Origin of the sequence: Alteromonas hispanica (genome assembly GCF_010500915.1) — a bacterium.
GTDB classification, from domain to species: domain Bacteria; phylum Pseudomonadota; class Gammaproteobacteria; order Enterobacterales; family Alteromonadaceae; genus Alteromonas; species Alteromonas hispanica.
The window spans coordinates 298,476-312,643 of record NZ_JAAAWP010000002.1 but is presented as its reverse complement, the minus strand read 5'-3'; the positions used below and the strand labels follow the sequence as shown (position 1 = coordinate 312,643).

11 protein-coding genes are annotated in these 14,168 nt (G+C 43.0%); 1 reads left to right on the top strand and 10 read right to left on the bottom strand.

What is annotated here, in order from left to right; all coding sequences use genetic code 11:
• The first annotated feature begins 20 nt into the window (after positions 1 to 20).
• Complete coding sequence (locus tag GTW09_RS04330; protein ID WP_163110373.1) at positions 21 to 2,411, top strand: GNAT family N-acetyltransferase; 2,391 nt, start codon at positions 21 to 23, stop codon at positions 2,409 to 2,411.
• Between the two features lie 48 nt (positions 2,412 to 2,459).
• Here the strand turns inward: GTW09_RS04330 and GTW09_RS04325 are convergent, their stop codons facing one another.
• From GTW09_RS04325 to GTW09_RS04280, 10 genes are all read right to left on the bottom strand, one after another.
• Entirely contained in the window at positions 2,460 to 3,725 is a 1,266-nt protein-coding gene (locus tag GTW09_RS04325) for a tetratricopeptide repeat protein (protein WP_163110371.1), read from the bottom strand.
• A gap of 2 nt (positions 3,726 to 3,727) precedes the next feature.
• Entirely contained in the window at positions 3,728 to 4,339 is a 612-nt protein-coding gene (locus tag GTW09_RS04320; RefSeq protein WP_071979604.1) for an energy transducer TonB, read from the bottom strand.
• Position 4,340: 1 nt separating this feature from the next.
• Entirely contained in the window at positions 4,341 to 4,739 is a 399-nt protein-coding gene (locus tag GTW09_RS04315; protein ID WP_163110369.1) for an ExbD/TolR family protein, read from the bottom strand.
• Between the two features lie 11 nt (positions 4,740 to 4,750).
• Positions 4,751 to 5,275, bottom strand: coding sequence for a MotA/TolQ/ExbB proton channel family protein (locus GTW09_RS04310; protein ID WP_071979606.1), 525 nt, complete (start codon positions 5,273 to 5,275; stop codon positions 4,751 to 4,753).
• A 1-nt stretch (position 5,276) separates the two neighbouring features.
• Positions 5,277 to 6,635 carry a MotA/TolQ/ExbB proton channel family protein gene (locus GTW09_RS04305; protein ID WP_163110367.1) on the bottom strand — a complete coding sequence of 453 codons (1,359 nt, stop codon included), beginning with the start codon at positions 6,633 to 6,635 and terminating at the stop codon, positions 5,277 to 5,279.
• A 6-nt stretch (positions 6,636 to 6,641) separates the two neighbouring features.
• A complete protein-coding gene (locus GTW09_RS04300; RefSeq protein WP_071979608.1) occupies positions 6,642 to 7,403 on the bottom strand; it encodes a DUF3450 domain-containing protein in 762 nt (253 codons plus the stop codon).
• A gap of 308 nt (positions 7,404 to 7,711) precedes the next feature.
• Positions 7,712 to 8,410 (bottom strand): 2OG-Fe(II) oxygenase, encoded by a 699-nt coding sequence (locus tag GTW09_RS04295; RefSeq protein WP_163110365.1) that lies wholly within the window; start codon positions 8,408 to 8,410, stop codon positions 7,712 to 7,714.
• Between the two features lie 24 nt (positions 8,411 to 8,434).
• On the bottom strand, positions 8,435 to 10,249 hold the full coding sequence (locus GTW09_RS04290) for a putative 2OG-Fe(II) oxygenase (protein ID WP_163110363.1): 1,815 nt from the start codon (positions 10,247 to 10,249) through the stop codon (positions 8,435 to 8,437).
• A 4-nt stretch (positions 10,250 to 10,253) separates the two neighbouring features.
• Positions 10,254 to 11,168, bottom strand: a complete 915-nt coding sequence (locus GTW09_RS04285; protein ID WP_163110361.1) for a class I SAM-dependent methyltransferase — start codon at positions 11,166 to 11,168, stop codon at positions 10,254 to 10,256.
• Between the two features lie 66 nt (positions 11,169 to 11,234).
• Positions 11,235 to 14,132, bottom strand: coding sequence for a TonB-dependent receptor domain-containing protein (locus GTW09_RS04280; protein WP_163110359.1), 2,898 nt, complete (start codon positions 14,130 to 14,132; stop codon positions 11,235 to 11,237).
• Positions 14,133 to 14,168: the final 36 nt, after the last annotated feature.

Below are 14,168 nucleotides of genomic sequence, written 5' to 3'. Positions count from 1 at the left end.
TATACCGAAAAAAACTTTACATGGCGCTACAACAATTACGCGAATGGCTTCTTACCCTTGATAGCTATGAGTCGAAGCTCGATATGGGCAACCCAGCATTAAGAAGCAAACCTATTGATTATCACAGGCGCATACTTGTTATATCGGGAGATGAAGCCTTCTGTCGTAGCAGCCTTAGTTTTTTGATGAACAATATCCCTGAATATATTCAGGTAGATTCCTTTACCGGCTCAGAACTAAAAGGTAAAAACAGAAAAATGCTTTTAGGCTCTGAACGAGATATCGGTATTTTACATTGCCATGAATCATTCAGCCCGGGCAACGTTATGGCCCTAGCTGGAACTGTAAAAAAGTCTGGCTGTTTAATTTTAGTAACCCCAGCACTTAAGACATGGCCGTATAAACACGACTTCCCTTTTATTTCTCATGGTTATTCAATTAACTTCAGTGCCTATATAACAAGGGTTGTACAGCACTTGAACGCTGACAAACGAGTAGCCCTTCACAGCCAAGAAAATACTTACATACCAAACGCACAGTCTATGACTGTCTCATCACGTAGTGATAACTTTAAGATTGAACAGAGCAGCATGAGTTTGGTAGAAAATGACTTTGAAAATAGGAGTGTTCATTTTCTGTCATTCCAACAGAAGCAGGCATTTGACGTACTTTGTGAGCGATATAGCAACGGCAATCTAAACACAATTGTTTCTGCGCCAAGAGGCCGCGGAAAATCGACATTATTAGGTATATTTGCTTGGTACCTGTTGTGTAAAGGCAAACGGGTGTTGTTAACGAGTACCCTTATAGACAATGTACATGTTGTTTTTAACAAATTTGAGAAGATATCAGAAAGTACTCAGCTTCTAAAGATGCGTAAAATTTCTGATAAAAAGTACATATTGGGAGATGGTGTTATCGAGTGGATGGCCCCCGATAATACACTGCTTAAGCAAGGTAATAATGACGTTATCCTTATCGACGAAGCCGCCTCCTTTCCTCTGCCTATGCTTTTTGAAATTGTTGAAAAAAACTGTAGCTGGGTATTAAGCACCACTATTCAAGGTTATGAGGGGAGCGGAAGTGGCTTCCTGCATAAACTTATGCCGCGTTTAACCAACTTCCTAAAACGCACAAAAAGCACCGACCTTAATCAGATAGAACTTACAACGCCACTGCGCTGGTTGGAAAATGATCCTATCGAGGACTTTTTAAGAGGTGTGTTCTTGTTTGAAGACGTTAACGCTTCATCAACTAATGAGTTATCGGCTAATTCTGCTAACAGCACTGACGAGTTGAGACAGAAGCAACTTAACGACAAAGTAGATAATCAAAAGACCAGTATTGAAAATCATTTAAAAAACAATGTGCTAAATATACAGCCAAAAATAGTGGCTACAGCGTTTACCCGTCTTAGCGAGGCTGAGCTTTCTCAAGTAATGAGTTTATTAGCCCTTGCGCATTATCAAACTTCACCAGACGATCTCATGCGCCTAATGGACAGCCCTGACCTTATTTTATTCGTGCACTTTCAACATTCTCGTGTTGTGGGCGCCGCGGTAGTCAATAAAGAAGGCGGTAATGCGCTTCAAGAGTTGGGGGATGATATTGCCATAGGGAAACGAAGACCTAAAGGTCACTTGAGCGCTCAACGAATTACATTGCTCACCGCTAATGGTAAAAATGCTGCGTTAACCTACTGGCGTATCAACCGTATTGCTGTACACCCTAAGTATCAAAGAAAGGGATTTGGTAAAGCTATTCTTAGTGAGATAAAGCAGGCGGCAAGCAGAAAAAAAGTGGATTTTTTAACTACCTCTTACGGAATCGACGAACATGTAAATATGTTTTGGGATGCCAATCATTTCAAGTGCGTGTATAGGGGTGAAAAAAGAAATAAAGCTAGTGGAGAAGTGAGTGCGCTAAGCATTTATTCTCTTTCAAGCCGCGCAAAAGAAGAAGAGTCTATACTTAACAATATCTATGAGAGTCACCGAAAACAACTTCCTTTCACTTATATTAGCTACCAGTTGCAAGACCTGTACATCAAAAAGCTATCGCACTTTGTAAGCGGATATAGGCATCTAGAAAGCGTTTGGCCTATAGTCTCTTCCCTGGCAAAATCTATATCCGAAAATGCGTGTAGATATAACAATACGATTAAGCGGCAAGATAATTGTTCTAAACACCAGGCGAGCTCAATCAACTTTGGCGATTGCTTTCACGATGCAATATTCGCAACCTACCCCCAATGCACTAGTGAAAAACTAATACCCTTGTTATCAAAGCAAGAACTCAACTATGCAACACTGGCAGGCGTTATAGAAACCTCAGGAAAAAAGGAGACTAATAATAGCCTCAAATGCTTAGTACAGCGCTTTTTGTGTAATGTAGAAAGTCAAAAGGATTAGTAAAACAAAAAAGCCTCCGTGAGGAGGCTTTTTGAACAAGCAAATCGATTAAATGCTTATGCCGCGATTTTTCGCTTTTTCCTTGATATAAGGTTCCCACGCCGATGCGTTACGGCGAAGAGAGCGATCTTTCTTAGCTTCTTGAATATGTCTGAAGGCTTCTTTGAAGTTACCCGCATAGAAATTCGCTTCCATAAGTGTGAAGTGAACTTTAGCAGGCTTTTCAACGCCTCTATCTAGCGCATTTTCTAATGCCTTAATAGCGCCTTTATAGTCTTCAGCAACAAGTAAAAGCGTGCCTTGCTTTTTGTAAAGCTCTGGATCAGAACTCATCTCAGCAGCTTTACCATAAAGCGACGCCGCTGTTTTGAATTCCTTCGCAGAGTGATAAGCATTAGCTAGACTAGCTAACATTTTTTCATCTTCTTCAAGCAAGCCGGACTTCATGTACTTTTCCATAACCTTGGCACCGCGATACGGCATGCCATTTGTTTGGTAAAGTTGAGAAAGTGCTTTTATCTCGCTTTCTTTTTCAAGATAACCCTGAATGTAAGCAAGTTCGAATGTTGACAAAGCTTTCTTATAATCTTCAACAGAAAGATAGAAGAAACCTAACTGACTCCACCAACGCGGCTCTTCAGGGAATTTGCGTACAAGTTCCTCTGCCACAGCCACAGTTTCTGGATACATCTTACGCTCGTAGAAAGACGTCAGTTTCAATACATACGGGTTTTTGTTTGGCTCTTCGTATAAAGCTATTGCTTTATCTGCTGGCTCTATCATCTTGTCTAATTGCTTAGATTCATAATAAGCTTGAGTCAAACGCGTATATACATCGGCGTCTTCTTTACAAGTGAAATCCATCCACGCGTTATACCACTTAACGGCGTCAGTAAACTTCTCTTCCTGCATACTCAAATCACCCAATAACTTGAGAGTCTGAGAATGCTCCAGATCGTTTAGTACCTTCGGCTGAACAGAATCAGCCAAGAAACCGTAAGCCTTCATCCCTTTGCCTTCTTGAGAAGCAAGTAGGTTACCAATGAAGCGTTTTACATATGCTTTGTCAAAATCATCAGAAGGGTCGATATCGTATAGGATATTCAACGCTTCATCGACTTGGTCTTCATTGTAAAACTCAAACGCTTTCTGTACTTTTTTACCAGTACGCTCGCCTACCAGCGTAGTTTTGCCCTTTTCATATCCAGGACACACCACTGCAGAAGACTGCGCTAAGGCAGCAGACGATGTGAACATCGTCCCCGCGCCTAGCACTAAAGCAACAGCTGACATTTTAAATGAACGTATCATCATAATCATTGCTCCAGTTTGAAGTCTAGTTGTACGAACATACCAGTTTGTTTAACAGCTTTGCCATCAACAATCTTAGGCTTGTATTTCCATTTGCGAAGGGCACGGCGTGCCTCGCGGTCGAAAATACGCTTTGGTTCAGCTTCGATAACTTCGATATCATCAACACCACCAACTTCGTTGATAGTGAACGACAACCTAACCCAACCTTCACGGCCATCACGCGCCGCTTGAGGTGGATACTTAGGATCGATACGAACGATAGGCGTTGCTTCACCATCGCGCTGCATTGCACCAACGCCACCAATGTTTACACCAACACCACCTGTGTCTACAGCTGGAATAGCTAGGCTAAATCCGTCTGTGTCAGGTTCCGCAGCTTCCGGCTCAACTTGCTCCATTTTTGGAGGCTGAGGCGGTGGAGGCGGAGGTGGAGGCGGAACACGTTGACGCGTTTGCGTCTGGTCGTCTGGTTCCTGCATCACAATATCGATCACTGGCGCAGGCGGCACTTCGTCTGCAGGCCTAGATGAGTTTTCAATCAACTTAGCCATTAGAACGAATAGGGCAAATGCAACACCAGCACCTAATAATATAGATACAATTATACGTAACATCTTATCCCCTTGCCGCTACCGAGACTCGGTTAACGCCAGCGGCTTTAACCTGATCCATTATCTCAACTACTAAACCATGCTTTGCTTTAACATCAGCTTGGATGATTACGTAGTCAGTTGGCTGCTCGGTAAGCAGTCTTTCAATATTCGCTCTTACGCTGTCCGGCGCTACTTCACGTTTATCTAACCAAACGTTTCCATCTTCAGTTACGGCGATAAAAATGTTGGCGTTTTTGTGAAGAACCGCCTGGCTCGCATCTGGCTTGTTAACTTCAATCCCTGCTTCTTTAACGAAAACAGTGGTAACGATAAAGAAGATAAGCATGATGAAGACAATATCCAACATGGGAGTCATGTCTATCTGTGCATCTTCTTCCTCGGTTCTGACTTTTCGAGCCATAATCTCTCTCTCTAATGATGTGGCAGGCTATCAACTAGCCCTTCTCTTGCCAGCTTCACTTTCGCTTCAAGACGTGAACTGATGAACAGTCCAGATAGCGCTGCTACCATTCCCGCCATAGTTGGGATTGTAGCCATAGAGATACCAGCAGCCATAAGACGTGCATTACTGGTTCCTTGTGTGGCCATTGTCTCGAAAACGCTGATCATTCCGGTTACCGTTCCAAGTAGTCCAATAAGAGGACACATTGCAATGATGGTGCGTATTATCAGCATTCTTGCGGTTAGGTCGTCTGACGCTTGAGAAATCCACGCGTCACGGATTCTATGCGCATACCATGAAGTGGTATCAGCTCGTGCATCCCATTTAGCGATGATGTCTTTCTTCACCTTTGGAAAAACAGAGGTTAAATACCAATAACGCTCAATCATTAAAACCCACATGAGAAAGAGCGCGGCAGCAACGAAGTAAAGTACGTCACCGCCGGTAGCGATAAAGTCCCTGACCGATTCGAATAATCCAATCAGGTAATTCATATTACGCCTTCTCCGACTCTGTATGAGCAGCAACGATGCCCGCTGTTTGCTCATCAAGAATGTGGATGATTGACTTGCTGCGAGAAGCTACGATGCTGTGAGTAAGAATTAGCGGAAGTGCCGCAATAATACCCTGAGCAGTAGTTACAAGAGCCATTGAGATACTTCCTGCCATCATACGTGGGTCACCAGTACCGAATAATGTGATGGTTTGGAACGTCTCAATCATACCAAGTACTGTACCAAGTAGACCAAGTAATGGTGCAATTGCTGCGAAGATCTTAATTACGTTAATGCCGCTTTCGATACGTGGAAGTTCACGAAGAATTGCTTCATCAAGTTTAAGCTCTAAGTTTTCTGCATCGGCATTTTTGTTCTCTTTGTATACTTTCAGAATACGACCAAGAGGGTTGCCTTCAGAAGGGTTGCTTACATTCTTAAGCTGTGAGCGCATTTTGCCGCCAACAATAGTAAGCGTGATCAGTTTATACACACCAATCAATAGACCAATAGCTAGCATTAGCGTGATGGTATAACCAACTGGGCCACCTGCGTGGTAACGCTCTGACATAGTTGCTTTTTGCTTCAATAGGCCAAGAATTGCACCTTGTGAAGGGTCAGCATAGAAAGGTACAAGACCAGACGTTGCATCAATTAGGTCATTAGCAGACGCTACAAAGTGCGCATCAGGCTGACGGCCAAGAGGCTGTACAACTTCTGCTTCAGGATCGTATGCCAAGTAACCGTCTTCACCGATTAGGTTAAACGTACCGATACGAACGATTTCTTGCTGTGATGAACCACCGTCTAGGTTTACTACTTCAGTAGTGAACTTAACAACGTCACCGCCTTCAGTCATTTCTTTTTGAAGTGCAAACCATAGGTCTTCTAGTTCTTGAATGTTAGGAAGGCCTTTAGAGTCTTCAGACATTGCTGCTAGGAATTCACCGCGGCCTTCAAACTGAGCACTAACAATTGATGTAGAGATACGACCGTAAGCTTCAGAAGATGCTTGACGAACAACACCGAACATTTCGCCAAGAGTACCTGTTGCTTGGTCTAATTCAGCTGCCTTTTCGTTCAACGTTACTTCGTTATCAGAAAATTGCTGCTGTAGACGATCGCCACGATCTTCTTCGGCTTTAAGTTCGCTTTGTGCTTTTCTTAAAAGCGCCTGCTTATCAGCACGAGCAGATTGGAACTCCGCCTCACGCTGTTTGTCTAGACGTGCTTCAGATACACGATTTTGCTGGACCTGGTCTAACAGATCCTTAAGGCTCTTTGCTTCCTGAGCCTGTGCTCCGGTTGCCGCAACTGCAACTGTTGCAGCGGCTAAAAGAGATTTGAATACTGGTTTCATTAACAATTACTCCGCTGCACTAATTGGTAGTTTGATTAGATCTGCAGGAATGACGTTGTTAGCCATCTTAACTGCATCAACAACTGATGAAAGATATTCATCACCAAGTTTTTCCCATGTGCGGCTCTCGTTATTCCATACCCACGCGTGAGTTTGGTCTAGTGAAAGCGCTACTAGTGCTGCACGGCCTAGGTTAAAGAAGTCAACAGTAACTTCTGTACCTGCATCATCAATCGTACCTTGGTAAGAATTGATCTTAGTGCCGTATTCAACTTCAACTAAGTATGCTTCAAGAACCTGACGGAACTGCTCAGAAACAGTAACGTTAGAGTTAGCCATAAGGTCACGTAGACGTTCTACACGCTGAAGACGCTCTTCAAGGTGAATAGGACGGTCTAGTTTGATGAACTTCTCTAGACTGTCGATCATACGGAACATAAGCGGAACAATGCCCTGCTTAGTTTCTTCGATGCTGTCAATTTGACGCTGCAAAGAATCGATGCCGCGCTGCTGGTCAGCAACAAGGCTAGCTAGATAATCATTGTAGACTTTTAGGTTTTCTGTCTGATCTACTGTTTGACGATACTCTACAAGTAGCTCTTGAGATTGTTCAAACAACGTGTTGATTTTTTCTTGCGATTTCGCCGCAGCCGCATGAATTTTCGCTTCTTCTCTGTGAAGATCTTCAAGCGTATCTGCAGAGACTGCGCTACCTGTTAGTGCGAATGCACCCATAACAGTAGAAGCAATAAGAGTTCTCTTGCTCATTTTGGACATAGTTCCCAACCAAATTTCTTATTTGAATCCTCGCCGATAGGAAAATATTCGGGCAAGGGGCGTATTAAATTTTTACAATGTTGTTTCAAAAATGTGGTACCTGTGGTGCTAACCAGTACCACGAACCTATTATACTCACATGGAATGTAAGGGTTAGTCAAGCAACACTGCACGGCTAGCAAGGAAATGGGGCGTTGCCTGAACAAAAAACAGACACCCCAGAAAGCACAACTTCGTACTTTGGTTTTGTTACTTACCCATTTAAAGTTTCACACGTTTTCTATTTTAAATTTGTTGCGTTATCGTTTACCAAACCAGCCTGTAAGAGCATATCGTGGTTTTTTAGCAAACGGTGTGAGATAAGTTACACTGTGAATATTTTCTACTGTGAATAAGCTTAGGGTATTAAAATTCGGAGTCCAACTTTCAGTGGTAGTACCATCTTCATTAAAGAATTGCAGCAATCCGCCCCAGTCTGGATGCCATTCTGGCGACAAGTTAAATACGTAAGCTAATTTTCTTCCTTCTTGTTCCACCACATCTTTGTGACGAGTAAGAAATTGGCCAGGTACAAACCGCGTAGCCTGCATACTGGCATAATTCAAATCTCCCACCCCAGTCATTTCACTCATAGCGCTCAATACCCTTTCGCTATTTAACGCTGAAAAGAAGTTGTTGAGTACTGTATTAGCCTCATTTTCAGTAATGTAGCGCCGCCCGTAAGAAAAGCCATTTCCTTTCGCCGCATTTTCCATGAGACTAAAATAGATTTGCTTTCTTTGTTCGTCCTTCAACGCTTTCCACTCTTCAGCAGAGACCACTATATTTTTGCCATCAACCGCCATAGCAGTATCGAAAGTCACATTTTCACTCAACGCTTGGTATAAGTGAGCTGCTTCTTCAAAAGACAAAATGTCGCAAACACGAAGTTTTTGATCAGTAAGAAAGGGCTCTTTGAAGTCATTCAAATTAATTTTTTCATTAAATGGAAAATTCATTTTTTACTCGATATGTGTCGTTAGTTATTTATAAGTTGGTGAAACATCGAAGGCTATGGTCAGACGCCTACCAGATGAATGAAATGGAATAGTGCCATGCCAAAAATAGGAAGGAAAAATGACCAGCTTACCTACTTGAGGTGCAACTGAATATTCATGAGGAAGAGCTAGCGGTAGTTTAAAATTGGGCTTACCAAAAATTAGATGCCCTTCTTCTTTTTCGATATCAAGATCGTCGGGTATATCAACATAAAACACCGCACTTAAGTTACCCTCTGGGTGCACATGGTTAGTGTGATACCCCTGATTACTCAAATTAACCGACCAAGCACCAATAAACTTAAAATCCTTTGTCGCATTGGGTAGGTACTGATGTGGAGATTCAAACGCTGAAAGCTTGCTTAAATACTCGCTAATTGAGTGCTCACAAAACTTTTTCAATTTTAAAAGTAATGCGTTGTCCGTTTGACCAAATATGTTACCCCGTGTCTGCGTGCCACCATTTAGCGTTTGCTGTAAGGGAGCTAATTTAGCAGTATGCTGCGCAGAGAGAAATTCTGCTAATTGTTTGCAGAACGGCACAACACCATTGTCGTGAATGTTTTCTGGTAATTGATATGATTTAACCAGCTCTTCATATTGGCAGTAGGTTTGCCGATGACCATTTACGCCACTCATTCGCTCAGCAATTGTAAGATAGGCTTTTGCTAGCACAGCTGAATCTTTGTTGAGAGCGAGTTTCGGCATGTTCTCAAATACAAAAGACACATTGTTGCTACGCAATGCATATTCCGCACGCTGCAAAATAACGGGAGTTGACTGAGAAGACGCCAGCACATTGAAGGCTCTTGTTAACTCTCCATTCATATCGTGCAACTTAGCTTTCGCTAATATCACCTCTTCATCGACGTCTTCGTCTGCAAAATAGTCATTTATAAGTGTTGTTGCCCTTTCTGTTTTCCCGACTCGGGTGTAAGCTTTTATTAATTCAACAACTAACTCTTTTTGAAAAGTGTTTTGAGATATGGCATTGGCTGAATAATTAATGTTTGACAATGCGTTCTCGTAAAGACTAATTCCCTTGCCTATATTCCCCGACTCTGCATAAAGTGCTACAAGGTTTTTATAGCTCTCCATGTAATTAGGATTTATCGAAATTGTTTTTAAATACGCAGCCACAGCTTTGTCTATTTTGTTTAGATCAGAGTATGCATTACCCATGTTGTGGAAGAGTTGGAACGAATCTAGCCCTAGTTGCTGTGCTTTGTTTAAAAGCAGAAGGGCGTCACTCGGCATCTCTAGGCGTCTTTTAACTGTCGCTAAATTGTGCAGAGCAAGGACATTATCAGGCTCAATGTTGAGTATTTGGCTATATATTTGGTCAGCCATATTTAAATCGCCGTCTTCATCGCTTAGCTGAGCCATTTGCATCATTATTCTTGGTGAATTACTCCAAGTTGCTAGTAAATGCTTATAACGCTCTTTTAGCTGCTCTTTTGTGCCAACTCGGTGCTGAGCTTGTAGCAGAAGCTTGGATAAGTCGACAGACTCTTTGTACCGACTGCCGATAACAGAAATCACCTGCCTTGCGTCTCCTAGCGATAGCAAACATTTGGCGAACTCAAAAAGAATATTCTTATTATCAGGCAAGGCTGAGAAAGCTTTATTAAGAAGTGCTTTTGCAGTTTCGAATTGTTGTGTGTCGTTGAGTAATTTGCCGTAAAGAAAATTGACATTAATATCGTTGGGATTTTTCGCAAGTAGTGCACGATAACTTTTTGCGGCAAGGTCTATTTTACCCTGCTGGTGAAGGCTGAGCGTAGTCTGAAGATCATACATAGTATTACACTTTTTTGTATCTGAGCTCCCAGGCTACAGGAAGCTTGCTATTAGCCATATGAAAAGGACGAGCAACCCAATCGGAAGGTTTGCAGTTTGATAAACGTATAATCTCTCCAATATCTTGCTCTGAAAGTGCGACATCACAAATAGCAGTAACCCGCTGACGGGCAACCTCAAGTTGATCTGCCATTCCCTCTATCCAAGCTAATATATCTGTTTTGTTGTACTGCTTATAGTGGGTAAGTAATTGGTAAATTCCCTGAACAAAATGCAGCGTACCAGCATTCCAATGCTCTTTGTGTGCCTCGAGGGTTTTGAAGAAGTTATTTTTCAAATTATCAGCACTACTATCTGTACTCAAGTCGTCTCTAGAGAATAATCTATCCACTATTTCTTTCGCCTCTTGCACTGCATTTAATTCTGATAGAAGCGTGATTGCTTTTCGCTCCAGTGCATATCGACTTTCAATATGTCCACCTTTGTAATGACAAAGGCCAACAAATTCTGCGCCTTGCTTGAGTTGACTAGGTAATCTACCAATAGTATTGACTCCAAGGTACTCGACGCCAAATTGACTAACGAGAAGGTCAAAAGCTTCTACAACCTTATGAGGTAGTTCAAGAGATGTGTTTATTATTGTACGGGCTTTTGGAAAACGTTGAGAAAAAAGTTTAAGAGCATGCTCACTGCAATCTAACCCCGCCAAATGACTTTGACTTAGATTAGAAACGCTGTTGAACAATGCACCAGAGCCACAGGCTATGTCCAAAACATTTTGCTCGTTTTCTCTATTGCCCAAAAGAGTATCCCAAAAAACCACGAAGTCACTTATTGCTTTGCCATTAGCATCTGTAAACAGGGCGTCAGACTGTACTGGATTTTTCCAATAGCAGTTCCATTCATCTATGGAGTTCATCATTTACCTTTTTACGTAAAAAAAAAGGTGGGCATGAATGCCCACCTTTTTATCTAACATCTAAGTTTAGAAGCTAGCAGTGATACCTACGAAGTAAGTTCTTCCGAACACGTCGTAAGTTGCTGGGTACGTATTAGACTGTTCAGCGTTACCACCGAAGCGAGGCGCTTCACGGTCGAACAGGTTACGAATACCAGCATTCAAACGATAGTTTTCGCCTAAGTGGTAAGTACCAGAAAGGTCGAAGTAGCTGAATGAGCCAGTGTCTTCTTGGAAGTATACTTCGTCTGCGTCATCATCTTCAGTGGCGCCGATAAAGCGCCATAATAGCTGTGCATCGAAGTCATCCATGCCCCAGCTAACCGTCATACGATGTACGTATTCTGGAGTAGGCTCGCCACAGGTATTACCGAACGTACCAGCACAATCAACAACTTCAGAACCTGCGAATGACTGGAAAGAACTTTCAGTTGTGTAAGTAGCAAGGTAATTAACACGCATGTTACCACCAGCGACTTCCGCAGCATAATCGGCAACAACGTCAAAACCAGTAAGCTTAATTGAACCAACGTTCTGGCTTAAGATTTCTACGAAATCAATTGAACCATCTGGGCGACGGTTTACCACGTCACAGAATGCAGAACCAATTCCGCCTAGCTCATTCTCTGGGTCATAGCATGTTTGTAGCACGTTATTAGTACCACCTCCAAAGCCGAATACCGCGTCTTCAATTTCAATATCGAAGTAATCGATTGATACGTTGAGGTCGTCCATAGGTGTAAGAACTAAACCAAGTGACATAGTATCAGCAGATTCTTCTTGAAGATTAGGGTTACCACCACTTACTTGGCGAGTCTGTCCAGAAACAGCATCTAACGTCGGTGTAAACAACGCATCTGCTGGAACACCAGTGGCTGTACAAATTGCACTTACCGCAGCTGATTGGTTAGTAGCTTGCGAAGAACATGGATCTTCAGCAGGCGGGAAGCCTTCGTTCTGAGGAGAGAACAATTCACCAATGTTTGGCGCACGTACTGCACGGTTAAAGCTTGAACGAACACGAACTACGTCGTTTACTGTCCAAGAACCGGCAACTTTAAATGCGTCTACGCCGCCTACTGTAGACCAGTCAGCATAACGGTAAGCAAGTTCTAAATCGATAAGTTCGGCAAACTCAAGACCTTCTACAAGCGGTACGTATGCTTCAATGAAGTATTCGTTTACGTCAAACTCACCAGATACTGGAGCAGAACCGTTAAAGCCTGCAATCGTCCCTGCTGCTAAGTCTTGAGACGGGTCAAAAGAGAAGCTCTCTTCACGACGCTCGAAACCAAACGCTAAACCAACTGGACCACCTGGAAGTTCGAAGAAATCCATGGTGTCGCCGCTGATGTTAAAGCCATAAAGCTTCTGCTCGTACTCTGACGTAGAGTTAACACGTGTACGAAGGAAGTCAGCCGCTTGGTCAGAAATGTTACCTTCACCGAATAGGTTCATAGGCGCACAACCTACTAGTGAACCATTTGCACCTGGATCAGCACAGCTAGGGTTACCATTTGCATCTAGGATAACATCGCCATTTTCATCAGTGGCTAAAAGAAGCGCTTGGTCGAAACGACCGCGGTTTACGTTACCAAGTTGGATAGAGTTTTGGTTTACACGGCCAGTTTGGAAGTATGCGTCATAAGTCCACGCTGAATCGCCGAACGAACCACGAAGTCCACCTAGCATTGAGAACATGGTATTGTCATCTTCAACAATACGTGGGCCAACTTCTAGAAGACGACGACGTAAAAATGCACGACCCGTATCTGCAATACCATCACCATCGGTGTCAACGTCACCACCTACCGCGTCAGACAAGATTTGCTGAGCACTTGGGTCGATGAAAGGGTTGCCGTCTAGTGTAAACGTAGACGTTTGGAAAATAGGCGTCGCAGCAAGTTGCTGTGGAACATCACTGTTTGCGAAACTACCGCGCATATAAAGCTCAGCTGTATCACTCACTTCAAAGTGACCCATTGCAGTAATGTTATGACGTTGCTGTGGTAACTGAAGGTAGTTCACTGGAGCAAAGTTGTAAAAATCGTTTTCTTGACCACTGCGTACAAATGGGCGAATTGAGCCATCTTGGTTAAAGATTGCAGCACCGCCGAAATTGTCAGGAAGAGTTGTAAAGATAGACGTTGCAGGAACGCCTGATGAACCAAATGGTTCAAGGAAAAGATTACCATTTTCGTCTGTTGCATCATCTAGCGCCACGCTTGATATTGCACGAGAGTCAGCAAAAAGAGCTGAACGCTCAGTGTACTGCATGCTTACAACAACGTTACCACGGTCATCAGCGAAGTTTCCGCCAAGCGTTAATGAGCCGTTCCAAATTTCAGCATCGCCTTCTTCAGTAGTTTCAAAACTTGTGTTGAAGTCTACGCCTTCAAAGTTCTTTTTAAGTGCGAAGTTAACAACACCCGCTACCGCGTCAGAACCATATACCGCTGATGCACCACCAGTAAGAACTTCAACATTCTCGATTAGTGCAGCTGGAATAGTGTTGATATCAACCGTACCACCTGAAGTACTAGGTACAGCGCGGATACCATCGATTAGAACCAATGTTCTATTTGTACCTAAACCACGAAGGTCAACAGTAGCGATACCGCCACCTGGGTTGTTCGATGAACGATCAAGGCCCGGGATAGTTTGAGGTAGTGTGTTAAGAAGTGCTTCAGTGTTTACCGAGTTAGTTAGTTCGAACTGTTCGATACCAACAGTAGCTACTGGCGCGTTACTTACGAAGTCAACTTTACGGATACGCGAACCAACAACCTGAACTTTTTCTACACTCTTTTCGTCGATTTGTGCGTCTTCTTGTGCGAAAACTGGTGCACTAATGCTGGCCGCAGCAGCGAAGCTTAGCGCTCCCGCCAACTTAACAGAAGTGGCGATTTTTGATTTTTTAAACATGTATGTCTCCCTGGGCTACCCGACTTTTAGGTAGTT